Raw genomic sequence first — 17,813 nt, forward strand, 5'->3', positions numbered from 1 at the left:
CATCCCCGCAAACCCTAGAGGCGGCCCGGCGGGCCCGCATCTCGCGACGCGCCGGGGATCAGGGAGCCGTGAGGCCCGTCACAGACCCGTTCTGCGCGGCCGAGGCGGCCTTGCGGACGGCGCCCGCCACCGCGCCGGCGACCTTGTCGTTGAACACCGACGGGATGATGTAGTTGGCGTTCAGCTCGTCCTCGCCGACGACGTCCGCCAGCGCGGTCGCGGCGGCGAGCATCATGCTGGTGTTCACCGTGCGGGACTGGGCGTCCAGCAGACCGCGGAAGACGCCCGGGAAGACCAGCACGTTGTTGATCTGGTTCGGGAAGTCGGAGCGTCCGGTGGCGACCACGGCGGCCGTCTGGCGGGCCACGGCCGGGTCCACCTCCGGGTCCGGGTTCGCGAGCGCGAACACGATGGCGCCTTCCGCCATGGCGGCGACGTCCTCGCCGGACAGCACGTTGGGGGCCGAGACGCCGATGAACACGTCGGCGCCGACCACGGCCTCCTTCAGAGTGCCGGTGTAGCCCTCGGGGTTGGTGTTGTCGGCGATCCAGCGCAGCGGGGAGTCCGCCGCCGCGTCGACGAGGTCCGGGCGGCCCGCGTGCACGACGCCGTGGATGTCGGCGCTGACGGCGTTCTTCACGCCCGCCGCGAGGAGCAGCTTGAGGATGGCGGTACCGGCCGCGCCGGCGCCCGACATGACGACCTTGACGTCCTCAACCGCCTTGCCCACCACGCGCAGTGCGTTGGTGAGGGCCGCGAGCACGACGATCGCGGTGCCGTGCTGGTCGTCGTGGAAGACGGGGATGTCGAGGGCCTCGCGCAGCCGGGCCTCGATCTCGAAGCAGCGCGGCGCGGAGATGTCCTCCAGGTTGATGCCGGCGAAGCCCGGGGCGATGGCCTTGACGATCGCGACGATCTCGTCGGAATCCTGCGTGTCGAGGCAGATCGGCCAGGCGTCGATGCCGGCGAAACGCTTGAAGAGGGCCGCCTTGCCCTCCATGACGGGCAGCGCGGCCATCGGGCCGATGTTGCCCAGGCCCAGCACGGCGGAGCCGTCCGTCACGACTGCGACGGAGTTGCGCTTGATGGTGAGGCGGCGCGCGTCCTCGGGGTTCTCGGCGATGGCGGTGCACACGCGGGCGACGCCCGGGGTGTAGATCATCGAGAGGTCGTCACGGTTGCGGATGGGGTGCTTCGACGACATCTCGATCTTGCCGCCGAGGTGCATCAGGAACGTACGGTCGGAGACCTTGCCGAGGCTGACGCCCTCGATGCCGCGCAGCTTCTCCACGATCTCGTCGGCGTGCGCGGTGGAGGTCGCGGCGATGGTGACGTCGATCCGCAGCTTCTCGTGGCCGGAAGCGGTCACGTCGAGACCGGTGACCGAGCCGCCGGAGGACTCCACGGCGGTGGTGAGCTGGGAGACCGCGGTTCCGCTCGCGGGCACTTCCAGGCGGACCGTCATCGAATACGAGACGCTGGGCGCCGTTGCCATGGCCGTGTTTCCTCTTCTGTCCCTGGTTCGCTTAACACACAGGGCCCGCGCTCCGCAGCAGGTGCGGCAGGACCTGTTGTCCGATCGTCCCACCTACCAGCCGGTACAAGGTAACCAGCTACAAATTTCGGAAAGACTCTTCCACCATACGAGATTTGAGGGGGCTTCGGAATGGTGGGGTCATACGAAACAGGTCCGCGCCCCCCACAGGTGGGGGGCGCGGACCTGGTTTCTCATACGTTTATGACACCGACCCGCCATGCTCGCCTCGCGGCAAGTGGTCGCTCTGAGCGACGAAGGTTGGGCCCGGGGGCTTGGATCGAGTCGGTGCCGTACCCAGGCTAACAAAGGATCGCCGAATGTGATCCCCCTGCTCGCGGTCCGTTCCGGGGACCACGCGCCCGGCCGCGGACCATCCGGCCGTACGCGGCCCCGGGCCGGCCCGATCGACGGGACACCCCTACGGCAGCAGCAGCTCCGGCACTCCGTTCGCGTCCGGCTTGTCCCCTTCGGCCGAGACCACCGTCAGCTGCTGCGTCGCACGCGTCAGCGCCACGTACAGCACCCGCAGGCCCGCCGGGGACTCGTCCGCGATCTCCGCCGGGGAGACGACGACGGTGGCGTCGTACTCCAGGCCCTTGGCCTCCAGGCTGCCCAGCGCCACGGCCCGTTCGCCCAGGTCGGCGAGCCAGCCCGCGGCCTCCGCGCGCCGGTCCATGGCCACGACCACGCCGACGGTGCCGTCCACCTGCTCCAGCAGCCTCCGGGTCTCCTCCCGCACCACGTCGCCCAGCTCGCCCCCGGCGGCCGTGAACCGCGGCTGAAGTCCCGTGGAACGCACCGCCGACGGCGGCTCCATCCCGGGCATCGCCAGCCGCAGCACCCGGGAGGCGACCTCGGCGACCTCGGCCGGGTTGCGGTAGTTCACCGTGAGCGTGAAGCGCCGGCGCGGCCGGGACCCGAGGGCCTCGTCGCGGGCGGCGGCCGCCTCCTCCGGGTCGGTCCAGGAGGACTGCGCCGGGTCGCCGACGACCGTCCAGGTGCCGTGCCGGCCCCTGCGGCCCACCATCCGCCACTGCATGGGCGTCAGGTCCTGGGCCTCGTCGACGATGACGTGCGCGTATTCGGTGCGCTCCGCCGCGAGCCGCTCGGCCCGCTCCCACTGGGTCTCCTCACGGGTCGGCATCAGCTCCTCCAGCCCGCTGAGCTGGTCCAGCGGGTCCAACTCCCGCTTCCGCTTGGGCCGGGCGGGGGCGCCGAGGAGCTGCTGGAGCTCGTCGAGCAGCGCCACGTCGTGCACCGACAGGGGGCCCTTGCCGTCCGGGCCCACCCGGCGCAGCGAGCGGGCCAGCTGGCGGGTCTCGCGCGGGTTCAGGTCCCGGCGCGACCAGCGGCCGAGCTTGCGCTCGTCGGCCATCGCGGCGAGCACCCGGCGCGGGGTCAGCTCGGGCCACCACGCGTTCAGGAAGCCGATGAAGGCGTCCTCGGTGGAGATGTCCTCGTCGAAGGCGGAGCGCAGTTCGGCGGCGAGTTCGGGGTCGCTGTGCCGGCCGGAGGCTCCGGTCTTGGCGTACAGGGCGTCGAGCAGCAGCTTGCGGGCGCGCGGGCGCAGCAGGTTCACGGGCGCGGTGCCGCCGAGCACGTTCTGCCGGATCCGGTTCAGCTCGTCGGCCTCCAGCTCCTGGCGGCGGCCGAAGGCCACCACGCGCAGCCGGTCGGGCGCCGGGCCCTGCTGGTCGCCCAGTTCCAGGGTGCCCCGTACGGCCTTGCGCAGGACCTGCCGCATCCGGGAGGAGCCCTTGATCCGGGCCACGGCCGGGTCGTCGTACGTGGTCGCCTCGGCGCCGTCGACCAGCGAGCCGAGCGCCCGGATGGCGACCTGGCCCTCCTCGCCGAGAGAGGGCAGCACCCCTTCGGTGTAGGCGACGAGCAGCGGGGTCGGGGAGACGATGAGGATGCCGCCGGAGTAGCGGCGGCGGTCCTGGTAGAGCAGGTACGCGGCGCGGTGCAGGGCGACGGCGGTCTTGCCGGTGCCGGGGCCGCCGGCGACCTCGGCGACGGAGGCGGCGGGGGCCCGGATGACCAGGTCCTGCTCGGCCTGGATGGAGGAGACGATGTCGCGCATCGAGTGGGTGCGGGCCCGGCCGAGGGCGGCCATGAGCGCGCCGTCGCCGATGGCGGGGAGCTCGCGGCCGTCGAGGAAGGCGGTGACCTCGGGGCGCATCAGGTCGTCCTCGACGCCCAGCACCTTGCGGCCCTTGGAGCGGATGACGCGGCGGCGCACGACGCGGCCGGGCTCCTTGGGGGTGGAGCGGTAGAAGGGCGCGGCGGCCGGTGCGCGCCAGTCGATGACCAGCGGCGCGTAGTCGGAGTCCAGGACCCCGATGCGGCCGATGTGGAGCGTCTCGGCGATGTCGGCCGTGAGGTCCTCGCGGATCGCCGCGTCGGCGGGCTCGACGGAGGTGTACGCGCCGTCCGGGCCGCGTTCGCCGTCCTTGCCGAGCACCAGGTCGATGCGGCCGAAGAGGAAGTCCTCGAACTCGTTGTTGAGCCGGTTCAGGTGGATGCCGGCCCGGAAGACCTGCGCGTCGCGCTCGGCCAGGGCTCCGGGGGTACCGACCTGGCCGCGCTGGGCGGCGTCGTTCATGAGGAACTCGGCCTCGTGGATCTTCTCCTCGAGGCGTCGGTACACCTGGTCGAGATGCGTCTGCTCGACCGCGATCTCCCGATCGCGGACGGAATCCGCCGTGCTGTCGACAGCGGCATTCTGCGCGGCCACCAAGGCCCCCTTCTGACGTGCATGGGCGACCGTCAACCGTACGCGAACCGGCCCCCTGTCCGCACGCCCGTTCCGGAACGGGTCTCGCTCAGTGATACGCCGACTACCGGGATCCGGACGCCATGAGCCGCCGGCGGTGGCGGGCGACGCGTTCGCGGTTGCCGCACAGCTCGCTGGAGCACCACCGGCGCCGGTGGCCGCGGGAGGTGTCCAGGTAGACGCGGGTGCAGCCGTCGCCCGCGCAGGCCCGCAGCAGGGCGCGGTCGCCGGGGTCGGTCAGCAGCTCGACGGCGTCGCGGGCGACGGCGGCGAGCAGCGCGCCGCATTCCACGCCGCCGCACAACTCCCGCACGAGGTGCCCTTCTTGGTCCCGTACGGCGCACAGCCCCGGGGGTGGTCCGGCAGCCAGCGCGTTGACCCGGGCCAGGGCGCTCTCGTCCGGCTCGGTGCCGGCCAGCTCCGCCCGTACGAGGGCCTCCACGTCGGCGCGCAGGGCGCGGAAGGCCTCGGCCCAGTCGGCACCGACCCGGGCCAGTGGCGTCCGGTCGGGCACGAGCCCCGCCCCGGCGAGCCACAGCCGCAGCTCGTCGCCGTCCGGGATCCCCTCGCGCGGGGCGAAGGTGGCCACCAGGTCCAGGCAGACCCGCCCGGAATCGAACCGCATGTCCGTCACCGCCTCGCGTCGTGGGGCGCCTCCCCAGAGTGCCCGTCCGCTCCCCGCTGGGGAAGCCCCCGAACCGGTGCCTCCGGCGGCAGTAGGCGCCTGTTCCGGGCCCGCCCGGCGAATTCAGCGCCTCCGGCGTGGCTGAAGGTGCCGGGCGGGAGCCGAATCGGCTAGGCGGCCGGAGGGTCGTCGTGCAGGATGCGCTGGAAGAGGCAGTGGTCGCGCCAGGCGCCGTTGATGTGCAGGTAGCGCGGCGCGAGTCCGTACTGTTCGAAGCCCGCCTTGGCCAGCACCCGCTGCGAGGCGAGGTTGTCGACCAGGGTGCCGGCCTCCACCCGGTGCAGCCGCAGCTCGTCGCGGGCGATCCGGCAGACCTCCTCGGCGCCGGCCGTGGCCAGCCCCTTGCCGCGGCAGGCCTCGTCGACCCAGTAGCCGAGGCCGCCGCTGCTCAGCGGCCCGTGCTGGATGTTGCCCAGGTTGATGGTCCCCAGCGCCGTCCCGGTCGCGGCGTCGACGAACACGAAGGGCAGCAGCCGCCCGGCCTCCCGGGACTCCATCTGCTGTGCGATGCGCTCCCGCTGCCCCCGCTCCGTGTAGAAGGCGTCCGGCCGGACCGGCTCGGTCGGCGCCATGTTCGCCCGGTTCCGCGCGAACGCCTCGGCCAGCGCGGCGGCGTCGTCCGGCGCGACGCCCCTCATCTCCACCCCGTCAATGATCATCATCCCGGCACGCTAGCCCAGGACTCCCCTGGCCGTCACCGCCGCGTCCCGGGGGAGGCCCCCGTACTTGTCCTCGCCGCCCGCGTCCAGCGACAGCCGGTACCCGCGCTTGACCACGGTCTGGATGAGGTTCGGCGCCCCCAGCGCCGCCCGCAGCCGGGCCATCGCCGTCTCCACGGCGTGCTCGTCGCGCCCCGCGCCCGGCAGCGCCCGCAGCAGTTCCGCGCGGGCCACCACCCAGCCCGGCCGCCGGGCGAGGGCCCGCAGCAGGGCCATCCCGGCGGGCGGCACCGCCCGCAGTTCGTCGTCGACGAGGACCGCGTGCCCGCGGATCTCCAGCCGGTGCCCGGCCACCGGCAGCACCCGGGCCCGGCCGGGCAGCTCCCGGCAGAGCAGCTGCACCAGCGGGCCCAGCCGGAACCGCTCCGGCTGCACCGTGTCCACGCCGAGCGCCTGCAGCGGGACCGCCGTCACCGGTCCGACACACGCGGACACCAGGCTGCCTCGCAGCGCGTCCAGTACGGCCTCCCGCATCCCGCGTTCCCCGGCGCGGGACAGCAGCGAGGCCGCCGCCGGGGCGGAGGTGAAACTGACGGCGTCCACACCGCCGACGGCGATGGCGTCCAGCAGCCGGTCCAGCGGTGCGAGGTCCTCCGGGGCCATCCACCGGTACACCGGTACGACCACCACCTCGGCCCCGCCGGCCCGCAGCGCCTCGACGAATCCGGGCAGCGGCTCCCCGTGCAGCTGCAGTGCGATCCGCCGGCCGGCGACCCCCGCCGCCAGCAGCCGCTCCAGTACCTCGGCGAGCGACTCCGACTCCGGGGACCACTCCTCCACGAGCCCGGCGGCCCGGATGGCGCCCTTCACCTTCGGCCCGCGCGCGAGCAGTTCGGTGGAGCGCAGCGTCGCCAGGAGCTCCTCGCCGACCCCCCAGCCGTCGGCGGCCTCGACCCACCCGCGGAAGCCGATCGCGGTGGTGGCGACGGCCACGTCCGGCGGGCGGCCGATCAGTTCCTTGGTGGCGGCGAGCAGTTCGGTGTCGTCGGCGAGCGGCACGATCCGCAGTGCCGGCGCGTGCAGCACCGACGCTCCGCGCCGCCGCAGCAGCGCGATGAGCTCGTCCGCCCGCCGGGCGGCGGTGACCCCGACGGTGAAGCCCGCGAGCGGGCCGGTGTTCCTGTCGTCCATCGTGACCTGCCTACTGACGCATGTGGGGGCGGTACGGGTGGACCGAGCCTGCCAACTCGGCATGTCGGACTCGGTTCACCCGTATTTCGCCCCGGTTACACCGACGTGAGCTGCGGTTTCGCCGGGGCCGCGGCCGCCTCCTCCGTCACCGCCGCCGGGCGGCGAAGGTATACCGCCCACGTCACCGCGCAGCACAGCGCGTAGAAGCCCAGGAAGGTGACGAAGGCCGTCGTACCGGATCCGGAGCTGCGGAACGCCTCCCGGAAGACCAGGTTGATGCCCAGTCCGCCGAGTGCGCCGACCGCGCCGATCAGCCCCATGGAGGCCCCGGAGAGCCGCCGGCCGTACGCCGCGGCGCTCTCGCCGCTCATCCCGCGCGCCAGTGCCTTCGCCTGGAAGATCCCCGGGATCATCTTGTACGTCGAGCCGTTGCCGAGCCCGCTCAGGACGAACAGGGCCACGAACCCGACGAGGAAGACGGGCAGCGAGGCCCGCTGCGAGGCGAACACGACCACTCCGGTCGCCGCGGCCATCGCCACGAACGTGCCGAGGGTGATCCGCGCCCCGCCGTAGCGGTCCGCCAGCGCCCCGCCCACCGGCCGGATCAGCGAGCCGAGCAGCGGTCCGACGAAGGTCAGCGAGGCGGCCTGGAGCGGGGTGCGACCGAACTGGGTCTGGAGGACCAGTCCGAAGGCGAAGCTGTAGCCGATGAAGGACCCGAACGTCCCGACGTAGAGGAACGCCATGATCCAGGTGTGCGCGTCCTTCAGGGCCTCGCGGACCGCCCCGGTGTCGTTGCGCACGGGCGCCAGGTTGTCCATCCGTACGGCCGCCAGGATCGCCGCGATCACGACCAGCGGGATGTAGGCGCCCAGCAGCAGCCGCGGGTGGCCGGCTCCGGCGGTGGCGATGACCAGCAGCCCGGCCAGCTGGACGACGGGGACGCCGATGTTGCCGCCGCCGGCGTTCAGGCCGAGCGCCCAGCCCTTCTTCCGCAGCGGGAAGAAGGCGTTGATGTTGGTCATGGAGGAGGCGAAGTTGCCTCCTCCGACGCCGGTGAGGGCCGCGACGAGCAGGAAGGTCCCGTACGAGGTCCCCGGCTCCATCACCACGATCGCGGCGACCGTCGGCGCGAGCAGCATCAGGGCGCTGACGACGGTCCAGTTCCGGCCGCCGAACCGGGCGACGGCGAAGGTGTACGGCACCCGCACCAGGGCGCCCACGCAGGTCGCGGTCGCGATCAGGAAGAACTTCCCGGCCGGGTCGATGCCGTACTGGGGTCCCATGAAGAGGACCATCACCGACCACAGGGACCAGATGGAAAAGCCGATGTGCTCGGAGAGCACGGAGTACAGCAGGTTGCGGCGGGCGATCCGCTCCCCGGTCTCCTTCCAGAAAATCTCGTCCTCGGGATCCCACCGCTCGATCCAACGGCCCCGCTTGCGCGGTGCGGTCGTACCGGTCATCACAGGCCTCCACAGCTGTCGCGTCCGTGGTGACGACGGTAGGAAGGGCGCGTTTCGGCCCCGGTCCCCGCCGGATGACCGCCGGGAAACCTTGCTCTCACCCGCCGCCCGGGCCGTGTGTGAGCGGCGCCGGCAGCCAGCTCCCGGGCGGTGGGGCGAGCCAGCCCCGCTCGGCCGCCAGCGCGGCGGCCGCGGCGTGCAGGGCGTCCAGGCCGGGGTGGGCGAAGCCCTTGCGCCACACCATCGACAGCGGCGACAGCGGCACCGGGTCGGTCAGCGGGAGCTTCACGCATCCCGGCATGTCCAGGAAGCCGACGGTCGCCAGCACCGGATTGCCGGTCTTGACCATGACCCGGCGGAACTCCTCCTTGCCCATCGCGACCGGCGCGGGCGGGGCCATCAGGATCCCCCGCCCGGAGAACAGTTCGCGTGCGAGGCCCGTCCACTCCAGCGTCCGGGGGTTCCCGGCGCCCGCGTACACGGTCTCCCCGGCCAGCGCGTCCAGCGGTACGGACTCCCGTGCGGCCAGGGCGTGCCCCTCGGGCAGCAGCACGGCCAGCGGTTCGTACCGGACGGGCCGCTGCGCGAGCGGCGCCCGCAGTACGGGGTCGAGGCCGTCGGCGTACCCGAAGGCGACGTCGAGCCGGCCGGCCGCGACCTCGGCGGCGGCGTGGGTGAGCCCGCTCTCGAAGCGGGCCATCAGCTCGCAGTCCGGGGCGAGTTCGCGGGCCCGTTCCAGCACGGTGCGTGCGGTGCCGGGCCCGTCGGTGTTCAGGTCGACGAGGAGCGGCCGGGGCGCGGCGCCGGCCGCCGTCCCGGCTCCGAAGGCGCCCGCCAGCTCCTCGTGCGCGGCCAGCACGCGCCGGGCCAGGGGCAGCAGGCGGTGCCCGTCGGCGGTGAGCTCGACGGCGCGGGTGGTGCGGACGAACAGGTTGGCCGCCAGGGCCTGTTCGAGCCGCCGGACGTCCCTGCTCAGCGCCTGCTGGGCGACGTACAGGCGGGCGGCGGCACGGGTGAAGTGCAGCTCCTCGGCCACGGCGACGAACCCGCGCAGCAGCCGGGGTTCCACATCACGGGGATTCACCCCCGGAGACTAACAACGGGAACGGGTGAATGGCCTCGGAACAGGTGTTGGACGCCGCACACCGCCGCGGCCGAGGGTGGGTCCATGCCCCTCATGACCGTCACCGGCAGCACCCTCGTCATCACCGCCGCCTCCCCTGCCCCCGCCACCGCTCCCGCCGCGGCTCCCGCCGCCCGTCGCCGTGCCGCCGGGCGGGCGGCCGGCCCGTACCGCCGGCTGTTCGCGCTGCCCGGCACCCGGGGGTTCACCGCCGGGAACCTCATCGCCCGCCTCCCGATGGGCATGTTCGGCGTCAGCGCGGTCATGATGATCGCCGGCCAGCGCGGCTCGTACGCCCTCGCCGGCGCGGTCACGGCGACCGGCCTGGCGGCCACGGCGGTGGTGGCGCCCCTGACCGCCCGCCTGATCGACCGCCACGGCCAGGCCCGGATCGCCGTACCGGCCACCCTGATCGCGGTCCTCGGCTCACTGTCCCTGATCGTGTGCGTCCGTACCGGCGCCCCCGCCTGGACCCTCTTCGCCTCGTACGCCGTGACCGCCACCACCCCCAACATCGGCGGCATGTCCCGGGCGCGCTGGACGCACCTGCTGCGGGACTCGCCAGCCGCCCACCACACGGCGATGTCCTTCGAACAGGCCGCGGACGAGCTGTGCTTCATGCTCGGGCCGGTCCTGGCGGCCTTCCTGTGCGGCGTGCTCTTCCCGGAGGCGGGCACCCTCGCCGGGGCGGCCCTGCTGCTCACCGGCATGCTGGTCTTCACTTCCTGCCGGGCCACCCAGCCCCCCGTGACGGCGGCGCCGCGACGCGGCTCCCCGCTGCGCGCCCTCGGCCCGCTGCTGCCGCTGTTCCTCGTCACGGGTGTGGTCTTCGGCTCGATGGAGGTCGCTTCGATCGCCTACCTCGACTTCCAGGGCCTGGGCGCCGCCTCCGGCCTGGTCCTGGCCCTCCAGGCGGCGGGGTCCTGCGCGGCCGGCCTGCTCTACGGCACCGTGCGCGCCCGCTCGCTGAAGGCCTGCGTGTGCGCTCTGGCCGTCCTCATGACCCTGCCCTGGGTCGCGGCGGCCACCGGCTCCGTGCCCGCCCTGGCCTGCGCCCTCGTCCTGGCCGGCATGGCCACGGCCCCGACGATGGTCACCGCGATGTCGCAGGTCCACGCCCGCACCCCGGAGGGGCGGCTCAACGAGGGCATGACCCTGGCGGTCACCGCCATCTTCGCGGGCATCGCGGTCGGTTCTGCGAGCGCGGGATCGGTCGTGGAGGGCGCCGGCCCGGTCGCCGCCTACGCGGTGCCGGCCGCGGCCGCGCTGATCGCCCTGGCGATCGCGCTCACCGGGCGATCGACCGCGAGGCCGGGCACCTGCCGGCACCCCGTCCGGTCCTCCCGCGGGCCGCGACGAGCGCGGGCATGACGAGCGCGGGCATGACGAAGGCCCCGCAGCCTAGTGGCTGCGGGGCCTTCGCCCACATGGGATGAGTGGAGATGGCGGGAATCGAACCCGCGTCCAACGGTGCAGAAGCAGGGCTTCTCCGAGCGCAGTCCGCTGCGCTTTTCTCAGCCCCGGAGATCACACGGACAAGTCTCCGACGGGCTCAGTCACTGTTTGGTTTCCCTCCAACCCCCGTGACCGGGGCTAGAGGTTTAGATCCCTAGTTGACGCCAGGATCCGGACCGGGACCACTTCCGGGCTGACGCTCCTCACAGAGGCTTCAGCTCACTGTTATTAGGCAGCGAGGGTGAAGCGGGAGTTATCGCTCTTGGAGTTGGCGATTATTTTTTGCGACATGTGGTTAGCGAGATCATTGCCGCTTCCTCGGCTCGCTTCCCCTGCATCGACATCCGCTGTCGAAACCGATCATCCCCATGTTTTGTTAACAAGCTGCTCCCACCGCGAGCGGCGGGTGCTGACGCCATGGTACGCGAAGTGGACCACCGCGTGCCAGGGAGATTAAACCGTACCGCGCTGCTTGCGGCGGATCGCCGAGATCGCACGGTTCGTCTCGCGGGTGTCCTGCTTCTCCCGCAGCGTCTGCCGCTTGTCGTACTCCTTCTTGCCCTTCGCCAGCGCGATCTCGACCTTCGCCCGGCCGTCCTTGAAGTACAGGGAGAGGGGCACGATCGTGTGACCCGACTCGTCGGCCTTGCGCTCCAGCTTGTCGATCTCCTCCCGGTGCATGAGGAGCTTCCGCTTGCGCCGGGCGCTGTGGTTGGTCCAGGTGCCCTGGCTGTACTCCGGCACGTGCACGTTGTAGAGCCAGGCCTCCCGGCCCTCCACCGACACGAAGCCGTCCACCAGCGAGGCCCGGCCCTGGCGCATGGACTTCACCTCGGTACCGGTGAGCACGAGACCGCACTCGTAGGTGTCGAGGATCGCGTAGTCGTGCCGCGCCTTCTTGTTCTGGGCGATCAGCTTGCGCCCTTTTTCCTTAGCCATAGTGCGGTCATTTTCGCACTACGGACCCACCCCGAGGCCACCCAATACCGTGACGGCCCGATCCTCGACCCGGTCGCCCGCCGGTACGTCCGGGGTGATGCCGCCCCCGTCGAGGCTGCGGCCCGCCGGTGTGCGGTACGTGCCCACCGTCAGCTCGGCCACCGAGCCGTCCGGGAGCTCGGTCGGCATCTGCACCGAGCCCTTGCCGAAGGTCCTGCTGCCCACCGCCAGCGCCCGGCCCCGGTCCTGGAGCGCACCCGTCACCAGCTCGGCGGCGCTCATCGTGCCGCCGTCGACGAGGGCCACCAGCGGGCGCTTCGTGTCCCCGCCGGGGGCCGCGTTCAGGACGCGCTGCTCGCCCCGTACGTCGTAGGTCGCCACGAGCCCGCCGTCCAGGAACGCGGAGGCGGTGGTGACGGCCTCGTCGACCAGCCCGCCCCGGTTCCCGCGCAGGTCGAGCATGACCCCACCGCCGGGCGGGGCCGCGCGGACGGCCGCCCTGACGCGCTCGCCGGAGCCGCGGGTGAAGGAGGTCACCTTGATGACGGTGACGTCGCCGGCGAGCTGCCGCACGGTCACCGGCTCGGTGCGCAGCCGCTGGCGCAGGACTGTCTCGGTGAGGTCGGCGCCGTCCCGGCTGAGGTTCAGCACGACGGGGGTGCCGGCGGTGCCGCGGAGCAGGGCGACCACGTCGGCCACGGCCAGTCCGGTCACGGCGTGCCCGTCGACGCTCAGCAGCCGGTCCCCGGCGCGCAGGCCGGCCCGTGCGGCGGGGCTGCCCGGCTGGACCTCGTCGAGCGTGATCACGCCGTCGTGGGAGCGCCCGGCCCAGACCCCGACGCCGGTCCAGTGCCCGTCGAGGCCCTCGGCGAAGGCGGCGTACTCGCCCTGGTCGTAGACGGTGCCCCAGCGGTCGCCGCTGCGGCTGACCACTTCCTGCGCGGCCTTCTTGCCGGACTTGCCCTCGGCGACGGCCTCGGCGGCGGCGCGGGCGACCGCCTCGCGGTCGGCGGTGCCCTCCGCACGCGGGGCCCCGGGCGCGGGGGCGTCCGTGCGGGCGGCGGCCGCGGCACCGTCCTCGGGGACCCAGCAGCCGGTGAACGCGCCGACGGCGACGACGGCGGCGAAGGCTAACGTCAAAACGGCCCCGCGACGTGGGTCGCGGGGCCGGAGACAGAAGGCGGGCAGACCCGGCATGGCGCCGAGTCTAGGACAAGCCCCGCGCCGGTACGGATGGTTGGCCGGACCGCTTGCGGGGCGCTTGTCACACCTTCAGGTACTTGCGCAGGGCGATGAAGGCGGCCATGGAGGGCATCAGGAGGCCGATGAACAGCACGTACGGGAGCTTGGCCAGCACCGATCCCCAGCCCATGAAGTCGATCAGCTGGATCTTGTCGCGCAGGCCGACGCCGTGGTCGATCACGAAGTACTGGCCGGAGACGAGCATGACGCAGGCGAAGAGCGCGCCGATGAGCCCGGCGACGGCGGCCTCCATGATGAAGGGGACCTGGATGTAGAAACTGGAGGCACCCACCAGCCGCATGATCCCGGTCTCCCGCCTGCGGCTGAACGCCGAGACGCGCACGGTGTTGACGATCAGCAGCAGCGCCACGATCAGCATGATCGCCATGATGCCCACGGCCGCCATGTTGAGGTAGTTGAGGATCCGGAAGAGGTCGTCGATCGCCTGGCGCTGGTCGTCGACGGTGTGGATGCCGTCCCGGCCCGCGAAGGCGGAGGTGACCACCTTGTACTTCTCCGGGTTCTTGAGCTTGACCCGGAAGGACTCCTGCATCTGGTCGGGGGTGATGGAGGAGGCCAGGGCGGTGTGGCCGTACTGCTCCTGGTAGTGCTTGTACGCCTCGTCGGCGGACTCGTACGTCACCGACTTGACCAGCGACATCGCCTTGAGCTCGGACTCGATCTGCTTCTTCTGCTCGTCGGTCACGGCGCCCTTGCGGCAGGTGGCCACGCCTCCCGCGCCGCCTCCCCCGCTGTTGGCGGCCTCGCCGGCCTCCTGGGCGTCCTGCTTGTTGCAGAGGTAGATCGAGACGTTGGCCTTGTCGTACCAGAAGCCCTTCATCCTGCCCACCTGCTCGCTCATGAGCAGGGAGCCGCCGAACAGGGCCAGGGACAGGGCCACGGAGATGATGACCGCGAAGGTCATGGTGAGATTGCGGCGGAGGCCGACGCCGATCTCGGACATGACGAACTGGGCGCGCATGACTCTCAAGGGCCTTTCAGTGCTGGTAGCCGTAGACGCCGCGCGACTGGTCGCGTACGAGTCGGCCCTGTTCGAGTTCGATGACGCGCTTGCGCATCTGGTCGACGATCTGCTGGTCGTGAGTCGCCATGATCACGGTGGTGCCGGTCCGGTTGATCCGGTCCAGCAGCTTCATGATCCCGACGGAGGTCTGCGGGTCGAGGTTGCCGGTGGGCTCGTCCGCGATCAGCAGGGCCGGGCGGTTGACGAAGGCGCGGGCGATGGCCACGCGCTGCTGCTCACCGCCGGAGAGCTCGCCGGGCATGCGCTCTTCCTTGCCGCCCAGGCCGACCAGTTCCAGGACCTGCGGGACGGCTTTGCGGATCTCGCCCCGCGGCTTGCCGATGACCTCCTGGGCGAAGGCGACGTTCTCGGCCACCGTCTTGTTGGGCAGCAGGCGGAAGTCCTGGAAGACGGTCCCCAACTGGCGCCGCATCTGCGGGACCTTCCAGTTGGAGAGCTTGGCGAGGTCCTTGCCCAGGACGTGCACCTGGCCGTGGCTCGCCCGCTCCTCGCGCAGGATGAGGCGCAGGAAGGTGGACTTGCCGGAGCCGGACGAGCCGACCAGGAAGACGAACTCGCCCTTCGCGATGTCGAGGGAGACTTCTCTGAGTGCGGGACGGCTCTGCTTCGGGTAGGACTTGGAGACGCTGTCGAATCGGATCACGGGTGCACCACGGTCGCCGGGAGTAGGTGTGCGTGACCATACGCGAACGGGCGCGAGGTGTGGACCCGGCATCCGGAGTTGTCCGCTTTATCCCGCGGTCCTGGAGGGTCCGGACCGCGATTGCCCGGACGGGCCGCGCCGAATGTCGGCGAAGCTGGCACAGTGGTAGGGGGAACGGTCCGGTTCCCCGCGCCGTTATAGGCAGTAGGAAAGACCGAGGGGACGAGAGGAGGAGCGCATGACATATGACCGGCTCGTGTGCGCGAACTGCGCCGCACCCGTCAGCCAGGGCCGCTGCCCGGTGTGCCGGGCGAACCGGGAGCGCCTCCAGCAGGAGGGCCCCTTCTCCGGCCTGAACCCCGTAGCGCTCATCGTGCTCATGGTGGTCCTCGTGGCAGCTCTGGTCCTGGTGGCCCAGCAGACCGCCTAGCGGGCGCTCTGCGGGCGGGGCCCGGCGCCGGTGCTCGTCGGTGCCCGCGCCGCGTACCGATCACATACAGCGGAAGGGCCCGGACACCTCGACGGTGTCCGGGCCCTTCCCACGTTCTTCCCGCGTTCGTCCGGGGAGCGTCCTACGCGGTCTGCTCCTGCTGCTTGCGCCAGCGGATGCCGGCCTCCAGGAAGCCGTCGATCTCGCCGTCGAGGACCGCCTGCGGGTTGCCGACCTCGAACTCCGTGCGCAGGTCCTTGACCATCTGGTACGGGTGCAGGACGTAGGAGCGCATCTGGTTGCCCCAGGAGCTGCCGCCGTCCTTGAGGGCGTCCATCTTGGCCTGCTCCTCCTGGCGGCGCCGCTCCAGCAGCTTGGCCTGGAGGACGTTCATGGCGCTGGCCTTGTTCTGGATCTGCGAGCGCTCGTTCTGGCAGGAGACGACGATGCCGGTCGGGATGTGCGTGATGCGCACGGCCGAGTCGGTGGTGTTGACGCCCTGGCCGCCGGGGCCGGAGGCGCGGTAGACGTCGACGCGCAGCTCGGACTCGTCGATCTCGACGTGGTCGCTGGTCTCGACGACCGGGAGCACCTCGACGCCCGCGAAGGAGGTCTGGCGGCGGCCCTGGTTGTCGAAGGGCGAGATGCGCACGAGGCGGTGGGTGCCCTGCTCGACGGAGAGGGTGCCGTAGGCGTACGGGGCCTTGACGACGAAGGTGGTCGACTTGATGCCGGCCTCTTCCGCGTACGAGGTCTCGTAGATCTCCGTGGAGTAGCCGTGGCGCTCGGCCCAGCGCAGGTACATGCGCTGGAGGCGCTCGGCGAAGTCGGAGGCGTCGACGCCGCCGGCCTCGGCACGGATGTTGACCAGGGCCTCGCGCTCGGCGTACTCGCCGGAGAGCAGGGTGCGGACCTCCATCTCGTCCAGCGCCTTGCGGACGGAGGTCAGCTCGGTCTCGGCCTCGGCGAGGGTGTCCGCGTCGTCCATCTCCTGGGCGAGCTCGAAGAGCACCCCGAGGTCGTCGATGCGTCCGCGCAGGGTCTCGGCCTTGCGCACCTCGGCCTGGAGGTGCGAAAGCTTGCTCGTGATCTTCTGGGCGGCGTCCGGGTCGTCCCACAGGGACGGCGCGGCGGCCTGCTCCTCGAGCACGGCGATATCTGCCCTCAGCTTGTCGAGGTCCAGGACGGCCTCGATCGACCCCATGGTCGAGGAGAGGGACTTCAGCTCTTCGGAAACATCGACGACTGCCACGGGTCCAGCGTAGCCGGTCCCCGGGCAAGCCCGTCCGGGCAGGCCGGATCACCCGTTCTGATGAAGGCTCGGACGGGCGTACGCTCACCGTATGACCGTTCTCCTCGTCAAGCGCCGCCATGTGGACTACATGCGCGTCACGACGACGAGCTGTCAGCCGCCGGACCTCACCCAAGCCTGATCCACCCCGATCCGACTTGGTCCTGTAACGCGGCCCCAGCGGTCCCGGCGCCAACCCTGCCGGCGACCCCGCCCCACCCGCGGCCCCGCCACCTCTGGGGAACAGGACCCCGTGACATCCGAAACGGAGCCGTCATGCCGTCCGCGCACTCTCTCCCCGTCCTGGACCTCTCCCAGGCCGACGACCCGGCCCAGCGGGCCGACTTCCTGAAGCAGCTGCACGCAGCGGCCAGGGACACCGGTTTCCTGCACCTGACCGGGCACGGCGTCACCGCCGCCGAGAGCGCCCGCATCCTGGAGGTGACCCGGACCTTCTTCGCCCTCCCGGAGGCCGACCGGCTCGCCGTGAGCAATCTGAACTCCCCGCACTTCCGCGGCTACACCCGGATCGGGCACGAGCTGACCGGCGGGGCCTCCGACTGGCGCGACCAGCTGGACGTGGGTGCGGAACGGCCGGCACCGGTGGTGGGCCCGGACGACCCGGCGTACCTGTGGCTGGAGGGCCCCAACCAGTGGCCCGCCGCCCTCCCCGAGCTCCGTACGGTGGTCCTCGACTGGCAGGCCCGCCTGGCGGCGGTGGCGCACCGCCTGCTCCAGGAGCTGCTGGTCTCGATCGGCGCCCCGGCGGACTTCTTCGACGCGGCCTTCGCCGACCGGCCCCACCTGCACACCAAGCTGATCCGCTACCCGGGGTCGGCTCCGTCGGGCGCCGACCAGGGGGTCGGGGCGCACAAGGACTACGGCTTCCTCACGCTCCTGCTGCAGGACTCGGTGGGCGGCCTCCAGGTGGTCCGGGACGGCGGTTACGTGGACGTGCCGCCGATGCCGGGGGCCTTCGTGGTGAACCTGGGCGAACTGCTGGAGATCGCGACCGAGGGCTACCTGACGGCGACCGACCACCGGGTGGTCAGCCCGCCGGGCGCGGTGGAGCGGTTCTCGGTGCCGTTCTTCTACAACCCGCGGCTGGACGCGGTGGTGGAGACCGTGCCGGGCGACTACCTGCGCTCGGCGCCCGGGGTGGCGCACGACGCGTCGAACCCGCTGCACGCCGAGTACGGCCGCAACGAGCTCAAGGGCTGGGTCCGCGCCCACCCGGCCGTCGCACGGCGCTGGCACCCGGAACTGGTCGCGGCCTAGGGACCCCGCCGCGCAGGCGGGACTTCGCGGACACGACCCAGGCCCTCCCGGGC

The 17,813-nt window shown here is 72.0% G+C and carries 15 protein-coding genes and 1 other RNA gene; 3 read left to right on the top strand and 13 right to left on the bottom strand.

What is annotated here, in order from left to right; translation table 11 throughout:
- Positions 1-58: 58 nt before the first annotated feature.
- The 7 genes from IG86_RS0125800 to IG86_RS0125830 all read right to left on the bottom strand — a co-directional run bounded on the left by IG86_RS0125800 (position 59) and on the right by IG86_RS0125830 (position 9,398).
- Positions 59-1,495, bottom strand: coding sequence for an NAD-dependent malic enzyme (locus tag IG86_RS0125800; RefSeq protein WP_030662777.1), 1,437 nt, complete (start codon positions 1,493-1,495; stop codon positions 59-61).
- Positions 1,496-1,955: 460 nt separating this feature from the next.
- Positions 1,956-4,274: a HelD family protein gene (locus IG86_RS0125805; protein WP_030900040.1), complete on the bottom strand. Its 2,319-nt coding sequence runs from the start codon at positions 4,272-4,274 to the stop codon at positions 1,956-1,958.
- A 103-nt stretch (positions 4,275-4,377) separates the two neighbouring features.
- Positions 4,378-4,938 carry a CGNR zinc finger domain-containing protein gene (locus IG86_RS0125810; RefSeq protein WP_037848670.1) on the bottom strand — a complete coding sequence of 187 codons (561 nt, stop codon included), beginning with the start codon at positions 4,936-4,938 and terminating at the stop codon, positions 4,378-4,380.
- 170 nt (positions 4,939-5,108) lie between these two features.
- Positions 5,109-5,657 carry a GNAT family N-acetyltransferase gene (locus IG86_RS0125815; RefSeq protein ID WP_030825372.1) on the bottom strand — a complete coding sequence of 183 codons (549 nt, stop codon included), beginning with the start codon at positions 5,655-5,657 and terminating at the stop codon, positions 5,109-5,111.
- Between the two features lie 12 nt (positions 5,658-5,669).
- The gene (locus IG86_RS0125820; RefSeq protein ID WP_045936554.1) at positions 5,670-6,848 is read right to left on the bottom strand and encodes a uroporphyrinogen-III synthase; all 1,179 of its coding nucleotides are present in this window, start codon (positions 6,846-6,848) and stop codon (positions 5,670-5,672) included.
- Positions 6,849-6,943: 95 nt separating this feature from the next.
- Positions 6,944-8,314 carry a nitrate/nitrite transporter gene (locus IG86_RS0125825; protein WP_030825378.1) on the bottom strand — a complete coding sequence of 457 codons (1,371 nt, stop codon included), beginning with the start codon at positions 8,312-8,314 and terminating at the stop codon, positions 6,944-6,946.
- Positions 8,315-8,411: 97 nt separating this feature from the next.
- The gene (locus IG86_RS0125830; RefSeq protein ID WP_030662797.1) at positions 8,412-9,398 is read right to left on the bottom strand and encodes a LysR family transcriptional regulator; all 987 of its coding nucleotides are present in this window, start codon (positions 9,396-9,398) and stop codon (positions 8,412-8,414) included.
- Positions 9,399-9,491: 93 nt separating this feature from the next.
- Here IG86_RS0125830 and IG86_RS0125840 point away from each other — a divergent pair, with 93 nt between their 5' ends.
- Complete coding sequence (locus IG86_RS0125840; RefSeq protein WP_045936558.1) at positions 9,492-10,808, top strand: MFS transporter; 1,317 nt, start codon at positions 9,492-9,494, stop codon at positions 10,806-10,808.
- A gap of 63 nt (positions 10,809-10,871) precedes the next feature.
- Here IG86_RS0125840 and ssrA read toward each other — a convergent pair.
- From ssrA to ftsE, 5 genes are all read right to left on the bottom strand, one after another.
- Positions 10,872-11,260: a transfer-messenger RNA gene (gene ssrA / locus IG86_RS40600) on the bottom strand.
- 85 nt (positions 11,261-11,345) lie between these two features.
- On the bottom strand, positions 11,346-11,831 hold the full coding sequence (gene smpB, locus IG86_RS0125845) for an SsrA-binding protein SmpB (protein WP_030028291.1): 486 nt from the start codon (positions 11,829-11,831) through the stop codon (positions 11,346-11,348).
- 18 nt (positions 11,832-11,849) lie between these two features.
- On the bottom strand, positions 11,850-13,028 hold the full coding sequence (locus IG86_RS0125850; protein WP_030825387.1) for a S41 family peptidase: 1,179 nt from the start codon (positions 13,026-13,028) through the stop codon (positions 11,850-11,852).
- 67 nt (positions 13,029-13,095) lie between these two features.
- The gene (gene ftsX, locus IG86_RS0125855; protein WP_030662815.1) at positions 13,096-14,055 is read right to left on the bottom strand and encodes a permease-like cell division protein FtsX; all 960 of its coding nucleotides are present in this window, start codon (positions 14,053-14,055) and stop codon (positions 13,096-13,098) included.
- 16 nt (positions 14,056-14,071) lie between these two features.
- Positions 14,072-14,761: a cell division ATP-binding protein FtsE gene (gene ftsE, locus IG86_RS0125860; RefSeq protein ID WP_030011324.1), complete on the bottom strand. Its 690-nt coding sequence runs from the start codon at positions 14,759-14,761 to the stop codon at positions 14,072-14,074.
- Positions 14,762-14,999: 238 nt separating this feature from the next.
- Here ftsE and IG86_RS0125865 point away from each other — a divergent pair, with 238 nt between their 5' ends.
- The gene (locus IG86_RS0125865; RefSeq protein ID WP_030662818.1) at positions 15,000-15,191 is read left to right on the top strand and encodes a hypothetical protein; all 192 of its coding nucleotides are present in this window, start codon (positions 15,000-15,002) and stop codon (positions 15,189-15,191) included.
- Positions 15,192-15,333: 142 nt separating this feature from the next.
- Here IG86_RS0125865 and prfB read toward each other — a convergent pair whose 3' ends face one another.
- Complete coding sequence (gene prfB, locus IG86_RS0125870) at positions 15,334-16,443, bottom strand: peptide chain release factor 2 (RefSeq protein WP_030825391.1); 1,110 nt, start codon at positions 16,441-16,443, stop codon at positions 15,334-15,336.
- A 315-nt stretch (positions 16,444-16,758) separates the two neighbouring features.
- On the opposite strand from prfB, the gene IG86_RS0125880 reads away from it, so the two are divergent.
- Positions 16,759-17,760 (top strand): isopenicillin N synthase family dioxygenase, encoded by a 1,002-nt coding sequence (locus IG86_RS0125880; protein WP_030825394.1) that lies wholly within the window; start codon positions 16,759-16,761, stop codon positions 17,758-17,760.
- Positions 17,761-17,813: the final 53 nt, after the last annotated feature.

This window comes from Streptomyces virginiae, assembly GCF_000720455.1.
In the GTDB taxonomy this organism is placed as follows: domain Bacteria; phylum Actinomycetota; class Actinomycetes; order Streptomycetales; family Streptomycetaceae; genus Streptomyces; species Streptomyces virginiae.